This is a genomic window from Thalassospira sp. UBA1131 (assembly GCF_002311515.1).
Taxonomy (GTDB): domain Bacteria; phylum Pseudomonadota; class Alphaproteobacteria; order Rhodospirillales; family Thalassospiraceae; genus Thalassospira.
Window position 1 is genome coordinate 17,225 of the sequence record NZ_DCAO01000050.1, and the last position, 11,363, is coordinate 28,587.

Sequence of the window (11,363 nt, forward strand, 5' to 3'; positions counted from 1 at the left end):
GTCCTAAACATAATCCGGCGCAAACTGTTCAAGATCAAGCGTCGGGGTTTTGCCGATATCGCCGCGATGTTTTTCAAGAAACACGCCCGCTGCCTCGCGCCCCTTGTCGCGCAGCATGGTCATGAAATCCCATTCCGCATTCATCTTCGATGTGTGATCAAGCTCCAGCATCACGTCACTGGCAATCAGGTGCATGCGCATGGTGCCCCAACTGCTGGCCTCGCATTGATGGGGCGGCATGTCCTTGCGGATCACCGACATCATGCGCAGTTCCTTGACCAAGCTGCTGTTAAACGAAATCTCGTTCAAACGGCTTGATATCTCGTGCGAGGTTTTCGGGATCCCCGGCCGTTTCACCGGGTTGATCTGTACGAGCACCGTGTCATTGGCCGAACATTCCCGCACCAAGGGGCCAAGGCTGGGATTACCGGAATATCCCCCGTCCCAATAGGGCACGCCATCAATCTCGACCGTCTTGTAAATATTGGGCAAACAGGCAGAGGCCAGCAAAACATCAAGGCTGATATCGGGGTTGCGAAACACCCGTGCCTGCCCGGTTTCGACATTGGTCGCGGTGATAAAAAGCTTGGTCGGGCTTTTGTTTAGCAAATCAAAATCGACGACATCGGCCAAAAGCGCCGCCAGCGGATTATCCCCCGCCGGATTAAGGTCATAGGGCGAAAACAATTTCGCACTCATATCCAGCCACTGATACATCGGCGAATTGCCAAGCGACCAGTTGCCAAACAAAACATCAATCGGGGAACGTTGCAGCGGGCTGAACCGCGCGGCTTCAGAAACCGCTGACCAGAACCGCTCAAGATCCTCACGCGCCCCGTCATATTTGCCCTTGCAAAAGCCCGACGTCACCACGGCGGCATTCATCGCCCCGGCCGACGTGCCCGAAATCGCCTCAAGCTCGATCTCTTCATCCTCAAGCAACCGATCCAGAACGCCCCAGGTAAACGCCCCGTGCGATCCCCCGCCCTGCAGGGCAAGGTTGATCTGTTTGCGGTTGGTCGCCGTCGATTGCTTCGCACGCTCGCTCATGCCATCTCCTGCACCTGGGTCATAATGTTCGGCTTACTGGTCATGATATGTCGCAAACCGCACCATCTGCCAGCAATGATATCAAATGGCCGAAAAGGACCCCGGCTCAATACCACGTCAAACTGGCCGGAAGGTCCTGTTTGGGGGCAAGCGCGATCACCTGATCAAGGAACAATCGCGCAATCGGCGACAGGCTTTTGCTTTTGCGCGTAATCACGCCGATATGGCGATGGCGTTCCGGGGTGGTGAGTGGCACAAATACCAGCTTTTCCGGTGCCGCCATATCCGAAACCCTTGCCGCCAGTTCCGGCAGAACCGTGATCCCCACCCCCTCGGCCACCATGGCGGCCAGCGTAATGGTGTTGGATGTTTCGACAATCGGACGCGGCAGGATCGGGCCAGTTGCGCCCAAGGCGATATCGCTGCCTTCCTGTGAGTTACTGGCGTTCGGATCAAGTGAGCGCAGCACCTTTTCCTCGGCCCGCATCGCCTTTTGCGCCCGCGCCAGAACCGTTTTTGCCGCCGGAATGCCCGCCGCCACCGCATCACGCACAGCAGGGCTCAGGACCGGCATGGTATCGCTCGAAAGGTCACTGGTCACACCGGGCTGCGCCATCAGCGCCCCGGTGCCCGATTCCGGCCCCAACCCGACAAGCTTCTCGCCGGTCAAATCTGACCAGCGCAAAACAGATCTTTGGGCAAAGGCATGATCAGCCCGGCACAGCACGCCAAACCGGTCGGAAAACAGCGGGCGAAAGGCAATATCGGGCAACGCCTGCCACTCCCCGGCAATCCCGAAATCGGCGGCATTATTCGCCACCGCCTCATGCACTTCACCGGCATTGCGTTCATCAAGACGAATGCGCGCATCAGGATGGGCCGCAACAAATTCGGAAATCACGGCGGGCAAAATACGCGTCAGGACCGAGGGGGCCGCCGCAATCGTAATCTTGCCGCCAACACCCTTTGACAGCGCATCAAGATCGCCAAGCGCCTCTTCAAAATCGGCCAGCAACCGCCGCGCAATTGGCAAGAACCGCTCCCCGGTCTGGGTCAGCGCCACCTGCCGTGTCGTCCGATCAAAAAGGGCAGCGCCCGTCACATCCTCAAACTGGCGAATGGTCGCGGTAACCGCAGGCACACCGAGGCCCAAAACCCCGGCCGCAGCCGTAAAGTTCCCCTGATCGGCAACTGCGACAAACACACGCATATGACGGATATTAAGCGATGACAGCATGATCTTGATCGTCCGTTTCGGTGAATTCCCCTGCCCGATCAAACCATAACGACCTACGGGGCACGAGAGAAAGTTTACTCTGTTTTAACATCGCCAAACTCTACTTTTAAGTGCATTATCGTATGATATTTCCAGATCGGAGAAACTAGGGGATACTCATTAGGATGAGTGAGGGAAACGCAGAGAAGCAACTTAAGGTTTTAGCGGGCGAAGACTTGCTTGAGCTTTGGCGTCAAGGACCTGATGAATGGAACCGCTGGGTACGTACTCACCCCGAATGGACATTGAGCTTCGTTGGAATCGATTTCTCTAATGAACATGACGACCAAGGAAAAGTGTCCTTCGCAGATTTCTACTTTGGCGAAGGAGATGTTGATTTCAGCTCCGTTCATTTTGGAAATAACTATATTGACTTTAGCCATGCCATATTTGGAAATGGAAATATAAACATAAGTAAATCTATTTTTGGACGTGGGGTGACATTATTCAAGAACGTTGATTTTGGAAGTGGAGATATAAATTTCTCCTCGTCCAATTTCGAAAAGAATATTGTTTTCTTCACAAACTGTGAGTTCGGAAATGGAGATATAAACTTCGAAAAAACAATTTTCTCCAATAGTAACTTATTCTTTAGTAACTGTAATTTCAGCATCGGCAATATAAGTTTTAACTCCACCATATTTGGCGGAGATACTAATTTTCTAGGTACGACTTTCAGTCAGGGAACTTTGGATTTTACAGAAGCAGTTTTCAAAGGACCTAGTGTCAGTTTTTTTGATTCCAAACTCGGCGATGGCCCTGTTCTTTTTAAGAGTTGTACTTTTGGAAATTGCAATGTCGATTTCTTTGCCACAAAATTTGGAGATGGTGACGTCAGCTTTGCCGACACCACTTTTGGCAGAGGGGATTTAAATTTTTCAGAAGCGGTTTTCGGCAATGGAAATATTGATTTTTCAAATGCAAAACTCGGCGATGGAGATACGAAATTTCTAGAAACAGTATTTGGCACTGGCGATGTGAACTTCTCAAGTACAAACTTCGGCAATGGAAATACAGATTTCACAGGAGCTATGTTCAAAGCGAAAAATGTGAACTTTTCGAAAGCAACTTTTGGCGCTGGTAACGTAGAATTTCTCCAAACTTCATTTACCGATGGTGATATTGACTTTACCGAGACAAAATTTGGCAATGGAGACAAAATTTTTTCCGGCGCCGACTTCGGAGCAGCGAACCTCAAGTTCCGAGAGACAAACTTTTCCAGTGGAGAAGTAAGCTTTTTCGACTGCAGCCTTATTCAAGGATACGTGACATTTACTGGTGCGATTTTTAATGAATTTATATTGTGCTTTGATCACGCCAAGATTTCGACATTAGCATTCAAACCGAAAACTATGGGAACTGGTAGGTTCGACGCAGAAGGCCTTTCCATTCAAAAGTTGGCGATAATTCAATTCCCTGCTTCCTCAAAAAATCTGTTGTCATGTTCCCTACAAGGTGCATCTTTTGATGGGCCAGTTTTTTTATCCGGTACACTAGCCATCATAGCAGACCTTCGGGCGACCAAAGCAGCACACCAAGTAGACCTCAGCGAGCTGACCGTCCAACTCCAGCGCATTCCCAGTTCTCCAAAATGGTTCGAAAAGCTCTTCGCTGTCGCAGCAGACAAATCAGATGCAGCCCGCTTACGGCGTCTAAAAGAAATGGCTGAAGCCAATAAGGATCATCAGGCTGCATTGAGGTTTTCTGCTGATGAGCACAGAGCAAGGAGATGGATTCAAACCTCTAAGCTTGGATCAATCCTGGATATCGCCTTTAGCGGTTTGAGCAATTATGGACAAAGCATATTGAGACCGTTTAGTGGGCTGATTTTCTTCTTTTGCTTATTCACAAGCCTTTATCTAGAAAACTCGACACTGCAGTCCTTTGATACTTTGGCAGGTTGGATGCATTCGGCCTTGCTTTCAGCAAGCAACAGCCTCCCCTTCTTGCCGCAATCCCGCAGCCTACGAGACGACGCCATGAAAGTGCTTTATTGCGACGAGCCAAGTCTCATGGTCGACGCCATCATGATCGGCCAAGGCGTTCTGAGCTTCATCCTCCTGTTCCTGATCGGCCTCGGTTTACGTAACCGCTTCCGTCTCTAATTCATTTCTTGTCCAGCGTCGGCGGCACGGTTTTGATTGCGGTCACAGTTGGGTGCACCTCAATCAAACATTCGCGGAACACACGCGCCATGCGCGACATCACCGATTGCGGGAAGTTGGCGACACACATGGCGATCTTGAAGCTGAGCAGATCAGGACGGAGTGCGCGCATCTCACCGCGTTCCACCCATTGCCGGGCAAAGTGGGTTGGCAGGAAGCTGACGAACTTGCCGCTTCGGATCAGATAGGCCAAGCCTTCCATGTCATAGGCCGTGGCACTTGGCGGATGTTTGAAAAGCGACTGGAACGCCAGCGCCACCGAATAACCGCGCCTTGCATATTTCTGTTCGGCCAGTTGTTCGATTGGCATCTTTTCATGGGCCTTTTCAAACAGCGGATGCTCCTTGCCGCAATACATCGTCTGTTCTTCGTGAAAAAGCTGCTGCATCTGCACGGCCGCATTCATCGGCTGGTTGGGCATGACAGCGATTTCCATCTGACGACTGAGCAACGCGTTTTCAATCTGGTTGGGCGACACCACCACAAAGGTCGGATGCACGCCCGGCGCGCGTTCATGAAACAGCGCAATCGCCCGATCCAGCTTGCAATTGGGGTTTTCGACCATGGCATCGACAACACCAATGCGAAGCTCCCCCACCATATTGCCGCGGATGGCCCCGACCTCGGCCCGGAAAGAGTCGGCGGCAGCAAACAGCTTGATCACCTCGCTATAGATCTTTTGCCCATGTTCGGTCAGCGAAAAGCCAGACCGCCCGCGTCGACAGAGCTTCACCCCCAACCGGGTTTCAAGGGCAGACATCTGGGTGCTGATGGTTGATCTTGAAATGCCAAGCTCGTCCTGGGCGGCGGTGAAACCGTTGCTTTCGACGATGGTCCTAAAAATCCGCAACTGGCGGAAATCGACATCACTGAGCGGCGGAAGTGTTACTGACATCGGCGCTTGACCTTCGTGAAAGCATTACGTTGAAAAAATCAGACGTTTAGTTTGAAAGTTTCATATTATTGAACACGTCCCCGCGTGGCAATGTTTGGGCAAGCTTTTGAGATAATTGCCGTGTCCGCGCGTCACCCCACCCGACCGCGACGGCATGCCGCCACCATCGCTACCATCGCCACCGCGCTAGGACCTGCCTTCATGCCCAACACTGCTGACAAAACCGATACTGCGTCCGCTATTTCCTTTGTTCCGCCCTCGGCGATGACCCTGCCGCGTTATGCCGGGGTGGCAAGCTTCATGCGCGCGCCGCATCTGTCGCTGGATAACCCGGTCTTAAACGAGGTCGATATCGCCATGGTCGGCGTGCCATGGGATGGCGGCACCACCAACCGTCCGGGTGCGCGACACGGCCCGCGCCAGTTGCGCGATCTGTCGACCATGATCCGGCCCAAACATCCGGTCACCAGCCAGAACCCGTTTGAAGACCGCAACATCGCCGATCTGGGCGACGCGCCGGTCAACCCGGCCGACATCATGGATACGCTGGAAAGTGTCACCGGCTTTATCGCCAAACTGAAATCAAAGGGCATCACGCCACTTAGTGCCGGTGGCGATCATTTGCTGTCCTATCCGATCCTGAAGGCACTGGCATCCGATGGCCCGCTTGGCATGGTGCATTTCGATGCCCATACAGACCTTTTTGACAGCTATTTCAACGGTTTCAAATACACCCACGGCACCCCGTTCCGCCGCGCGATCGAGGACGGTTACCTTGATCCCAAGCGCGTGGTTCAGATCGGCATTCGCGGCACGATGTATGACGGCGAAGATGTTGAATGGGGCCTTGCACAGGGTGTTCGCATCATCCGCATGGAAGAAGTCATTGATCGCGGCATCGACGATGTCATGGCCGAGGCGCGCGACATTGTTGGCATGGATAAAACCTATGTCAGCTTTGACATTGATTCTGTTGACCCGGCCTTTGCACCGGGCACCGGCACGCCGGAAATCGGTGGCTTCACCAGCCGCGAGGCGCAAAAAATGATCCGGCTTTTGGCCGGTCTAAACCTTGTGGGCGCAGACCTTGTCGAGGTCTCGCCCCCCTTCGATCCTTCGGGAGGAACAGCCTGGCTTGGCATTTCGCTCATGTATGAATTGCTGTGCGTGCTGGCCGGGTCAAACGCCACCAGAAACCCGAACCGAAAATCGGGCTAAGGCCAAATCAAAGAAACCAAACCTGAATCAGAGAGCATCTCACACCGGAGACACCATCCATGAAACGCATTCTTTCGAAAATCTGCCTGTCGGGTGCGGCCCTCGCAACCGCCTTCTCGCTTTCCACCGCCGCCTCGGCCGAGGAACTGACCATAGCCCACTCGACCTGGGTCGGCTATGGCCCGCTTTATATCGCCCAGGACGAGGGCTTCTTTGAAGAAGAAGGCCTTGATGTCAAACTTGTCGTCATGGAAGACGTCAAAACCCGCATGCCGGCCTTGGCGGCTGGCCGGATTGATGTTGCGGTCACCACGATTGATACCGTGCTTGGCTTTTACACCGACGACCATCCGCTGACCTATCTTTTTGCACTTGATGATTCACGTGGCGGTGACGGCATTGTTGCCAATGCCGACATCAAAACCATCGAAGACCTCAAGGGCAAAAACGTCGCCTATACCGAAGGGTCTGTTTCACAATTCTTCCTGAGCGTCCTTCTCAAGGAAGCCGGCATGAGCCTTTCTGACGTCAATTCGATGAACATGTCGGCCGGTGATGCCGGTGCCGCCTTTGTCGCCAAGCGTGTTGACGCCGCTGTAACGTGGGAGCCGTGGCTGACGCGCGGCAAGGACACCGAACATGGTCATCTTCTGATCGACAGCTCCAAGGCACCGGGCCTGATCACCGATATCGCGGTGACGACCGAGGAAACCCTGGAAGCCCGTCGCCCTGAAATGGAAGCGCTTTATCGTGCATGGGCCAAGGCCATCGCCTGGCAGAAGGCCAACGAGGAAGCCGCCGACGTGATCATGGCAAAGGGTGTTGGCGGCTGGCTTGAAGACCCGGCGGTTTTTGCTGAAACCCGTGCGGGCATTGCGTTTTATGATGACGCAATGAACAAGACCTTCATGGATCCGGCCAACGAAGATGGCATTGTCGGCACCATTGCCAATGCCATGACCCTTGGCAAGGAAAGCGGCCTGATCACGCTTGAAGCCGATCCCAAAAGCCTGCTGGCTGCGGACATCGTGAAATAACAAACGTCACCACGTTCAAGACTTAAAAGAGCAAGCATCATGTGGACCAGATCCCTCTTCTCGCCCAAGACCGATATCGACAAGGGAACCTATGTCACCCTGTCGCTGATTTCGGTTGCTGTTATCCTGGCCCTGTGGTGCTTGCTCACCTATGGCGGGATCACGCCCCGCGACTTCCTTGCTGCCCCGCATGAGGTGGTTCAAGCTGGCATCAAGCGCATGGCCAATATGTCATTGTTTGAACATATGTGGGCAAGCCTTGTTGTCATCCTGTCGGGCTTTATCCTGGCATCCATCTTTGCCGTGCCGATCGGCATTTTGATGGGCAGTTTCCGGGCGGTGCAGGCGCTGATTGAACCGATCACCGGTTTCATGCGCTATATCCCGGTTTCGGCCCTGATCCCGCTTTTGATCCTGTGGATCGGCATCGGGATCGAACAGAAAATCATGGTGATTTTCCTCGGCACCTTTTTCCAGCAGCTTATTCTGATTTCCGATGTATCGGCCCGGATTTCCAAGGATCTGATTGATTGCGCCTATACGCTGGGTGCGGATCGCAGGCGGGTTGTGACGCGCGTTCTGGTGCCGGCCTGCATGCCCGGTGTGATGGATAACCTGCGGGTTACCATGGGCTGGGCCTGGACTTATCTGGTGGTGGCCGAACTGGTCGCGGCTGATACCGGCCTTGGCTATATGATCCTGAACGCCATGCGCGGGCTGTTTACCGATGTGATTTTGCTTGGTGTCTTTACCATCGGCATTCTGGGCCTGATCACCGATTTCTTCTTTAAATGGGCACGCCGGCGTTTGCTGCCCTGGTCTGCCGATTTTTAAGGGGCGATACAGTCATGAGCATGCTTTCCCTTCGTGACATCACGGTACGGTTCGAACCCAAGGGCAAACCACCGGTTCTGGCCTTGGATGACGTCTCGCTTGATGTTGCCAACGATACCTTTTCCGTCATTGTCGGCCCGTCGGGCTGCGGCAAATCAACACTTTTGCGCCTTGTCGCCGGGCTTGAAACCCCGACATCCGGGCGGCTTGAACTCGATGGGCAGCCGATCAACGGCCCGTCGGCCGATCGCGGCATGGTGTTTCAAAGCTACACCCTGTTTCCCTGGCTCACGGTCCGTGAAAACGTCATGTTCGGCCCAAAGCTCAAGGGCCTTTCAAAATCCGAATGCGAAGACATCGCCGATGATCTGATCAAGGCGGTCCATCTTGACGGGTTTGAAAAATCCTATCCCAAGGAACTTTCGGGCGGCATGCGCCAACGTGTGGCGCTGGCGCGCGCCCTTGCCAATGATCCGCGCATTTTGTTGATGGATGAACCGTTTGGCGCGCTTGACAGCCAGACCCGTCAAATGATGCAGGAACTCCTGCTTGATGTCTGGCAAAGCCGCCGCAAGACGGTGCTGTTCATCACGCATGACATTGACGAGGCGATCTTCCTGGGTGATGAAGTCCATGTCATGTCGGCCCGCCCCGGCCTGATCAAGCAATCGCTTGATATCAGCATCGAACGCCCGCGCCACATCGATGCGCTCACCAGCCCGGAATTCATGGATTACAAACGCACCATCCTGTCGCTGATGCATGACGAGGCAATCAAGGCCGAAGACGCCGCCAACCAGCGCAAATCGGCCTAAGCCCCGCAAACAAAGCGACAAAAACAAACACCTGCCTGACTTGCCACCACCCGACAGGCACAGGCACAGGGAATGTGCGGCTCACAGCAAATCCCGCACATTCCCGCACATTCCCGCTCCTAACCGCATGATGCCGCACAGCTCGGGCCGACATATCTGGAAAAGACGGGAACTAAAACCTCGGTGCAGAGGAGAACGCTCTAAGCACTCAAATCCACATGTCGCGCACCACCATTGGCGTCCGACCACCACATCAGCGCTTCGCGATAGGCGGGCATATTCGGTAGGTCGTGCGCAGTGCCGTTACTGCCAATGACCTGATCCCAGGCCTGGGTCAATTTATTGACCACCGGATTATCGGTTCGGACATCCTCGGTTCCACCGCTCAGCATGTAGGCGGTTTGATGCGAGGCACGTGCCTCTGCCCAGGCAAATGTTTCCTTTTCCGCATCACTTGCCGCGTCATAGAATTCGATCATTTTGCGATGGACTTCAGTCCAATCACCGTCCGGGCCGCTTGATTGGACGATATCGGAAATTCGGCTCGCCACTTCGTCTTTGGCCGCCTTGACTTCCGCGTTGGAAAAAAGCCCGCCTTCATTGGTCTGAATGGCATACAGCATCTGGCGATCAAATTCGGGAAAACCAACCGTATCCCAATCATCTGCCGTCATACGCGCGGTATCAGCGCTGCCAAGCTTGGCATATCCGGCATCGATTTTCGCCCGCGCCGTTAGTGCGGCACCGGCCAGCGTTCCGTGGGTGGCGGTCGATTTGGCTGGCGTCTGTTCTGTCGCTTGGCCGGCTGGGGCGGCACTGCCATCGGACTTTGCCCCAACAGCCGAACGTTGACCTGACTTGGGGGACAGATAGGAATAGCTGTTTGCCAGAAATCCGGAAATAGACGTCATGATCGCCCCCTGCCCGTTATGCATTGCCCATAAAGGGCATTCTTGATTCTAAAGAGAACTCATAGTTACACAGAACAACTTTAACGAGCAATTAAATTCAACCAATAAATGTCTGCAAGTCAGATAACGCTTCAAAGAAATCCGCCCCTGAATCCTCCAAAAAAAGTCGAATTGTATGAGGATTTGAAATCGGCTATTTCCGCGCTTTTTGGTGGCCGGTTTGGAGCACCTTGCCTGGCGTTTTGATTATTCACTTATTTTGAATAATCTTTCGGAATTTTCGATTTGTCTATTCAATCGCGATCAGGTCAAATGGGTTTGCATGCCAGATCGGGGGGCCGGCCCGCACCGGAAAAACCCGATAAAAACATATGATATTATCATACGAGTATTGAGAGAGCCTGATGTCCGTCCCTGCCCCGGCTGCCACCCCGGTTACCAATCCGGCCACCAATCCGGTTACCAACGCGTCAAACAAAAGCGTCATCAAAAAGCTGCCGGCCCTGACCCCGGATCGGTCGCTGGACAGTTTGACGCTGGGCTTTCTGAAAACGCTGGAGGCCGAGGGCAAGTTTGCCGGTGAAATCCATGCCGATTTCCCGACCCGCCTGATCAATGCCACCGATAACAGCGTTTATCAGGTGATGCCGAGCGCCGTGCTGCAGCCCAGAACGCGCGATGACATCAACGTTGTCATGGAGCTTGCGGGGCGGGAAAAATTTTCCGAGGTCAAAATCACCCCGCGCGGCGGTGGGACCGGCACCAATGGCCAGTCGCTGAACAACACCATCATTCTTGATACCTCCAAGCACCTCAACAATATCCTGGGCTTTGATGCGGAGCGCGGGCTTGTGCATGTCGAGCCCGGTGTGGTGCTCGATCAGCTCAATGCCTGGCTAAAGCCATACGGCTATTTCTTCCCGCCGGCGGTGTCGACCGCAAGTCGCGCCACCGTGGGCGGCATGATCGGATCGGACAGTTCGGGCAAGGGATCGCGGATTTATGGCAAGACCAGCCATTACATCCATGACATGACCACGGTGCTGATCGATGGCACGGATTTCAATACCCGCGCGATGAGCTCAGCCGAGGCCAAAGACACCATGGACCGCGCGGATCGTGTGGGGCAGCTTTATAAAAAGGTCCATGACGAAATCGCCCC

The 11,363-nt window shown here is 53.9% G+C and carries 10 protein-coding genes; 6 read left to right on the plus strand and 4 right to left on the minus strand.

Annotation, left to right across the window (positions count from 1 at the left end):
- Positions 1-3: 3 nt before the first annotated feature.
- Together B3Z49_RS08015 and B3Z49_RS08020 are read right to left on the minus strand one after the other, a co-directional pair.
- Positions 4-1,050: a patatin-like phospholipase family protein gene (locus tag B3Z49_RS08015; RefSeq protein WP_296989734.1), complete on the minus strand. Its 1,047-nt coding sequence runs from the start codon at positions 1,048-1,050 to the stop codon at positions 4-6.
- Positions 1,051-1,156: 106 nt separating this feature from the next.
- The gene (locus B3Z49_RS08020) at positions 1,157-2,287 is read right to left on the minus strand and encodes a LysR family transcriptional regulator (RefSeq protein WP_296989737.1); all 1,131 of its coding nucleotides are present in this window, start codon (positions 2,285-2,287) and stop codon (positions 1,157-1,159) included.
- Between the two features lie 164 nt (positions 2,288-2,451).
- On the opposite strand from B3Z49_RS08020, the gene B3Z49_RS08025 reads away from it, so the two are divergent.
- The gene (locus tag B3Z49_RS08025; RefSeq protein WP_296989738.1) at positions 2,452-4,431 is read left to right on the plus strand and encodes a hypothetical protein; all 1,980 of its coding nucleotides are present in this window, start codon (positions 2,452-2,454) and stop codon (positions 4,429-4,431) included.
- A 1-nt stretch (position 4,432) separates the two neighbouring features.
- On the opposite strand, the gene B3Z49_RS08030 is transcribed toward B3Z49_RS08025, so the two are convergent.
- Positions 4,433-5,386 (minus strand): LysR family transcriptional regulator, encoded by a 954-nt coding sequence (locus tag B3Z49_RS08030; RefSeq protein ID WP_064780688.1) that lies wholly within the window; start codon positions 5,384-5,386, stop codon positions 4,433-4,435.
- A 201-nt stretch (positions 5,387-5,587) separates the two neighbouring features.
- Between B3Z49_RS08030 and speB the strand changes: the two genes are divergently transcribed.
- The 4 genes from speB to B3Z49_RS08050 are packed head-to-tail and all read left to right on the plus strand — an operon-like array spanning position 5,588 to position 9,290.
- Positions 5,588-6,604, plus strand: coding sequence for an agmatinase (speB, locus tag B3Z49_RS08035; protein WP_296989741.1), 1,017 nt, complete (start codon positions 5,588-5,590; stop codon positions 6,602-6,604).
- A 59-nt stretch (positions 6,605-6,663) separates the two neighbouring features.
- Positions 6,664-7,641 (plus strand): ABC transporter substrate-binding protein, encoded by a 978-nt coding sequence (locus tag B3Z49_RS08040; protein WP_008891428.1) that lies wholly within the window; start codon positions 6,664-6,666, stop codon positions 7,639-7,641.
- Positions 7,642-7,680: 39 nt separating this feature from the next.
- A complete protein-coding gene (locus B3Z49_RS08045) occupies positions 7,681-8,475 on the plus strand; it encodes an ABC transporter permease (RefSeq protein ID WP_063087223.1) in 795 nt (264 codons plus the stop codon).
- A gap of 14 nt (positions 8,476-8,489) precedes the next feature.
- Complete coding sequence (locus tag B3Z49_RS08050; RefSeq protein ID WP_296989747.1) at positions 8,490-9,290, plus strand: ABC transporter ATP-binding protein; 801 nt, start codon at positions 8,490-8,492, stop codon at positions 9,288-9,290.
- A gap of 200 nt (positions 9,291-9,490) precedes the next feature.
- Here B3Z49_RS08050 and B3Z49_RS08055 read toward each other — a convergent pair whose 3' ends face one another.
- Positions 9,491-10,201, minus strand: a complete 711-nt coding sequence (locus B3Z49_RS08055) for a hypothetical protein (protein ID WP_296989749.1) — start codon at positions 10,199-10,201, stop codon at positions 9,491-9,493.
- 404 nt (positions 10,202-10,605) lie between these two features.
- Here B3Z49_RS08055 and B3Z49_RS08060 point away from each other — a divergent pair.
- Positions 10,606-11,363 (plus strand): FAD-binding oxidoreductase (locus B3Z49_RS08060; protein WP_296989751.1); only part of this gene is annotated, 758 nt, incomplete at its 3' end.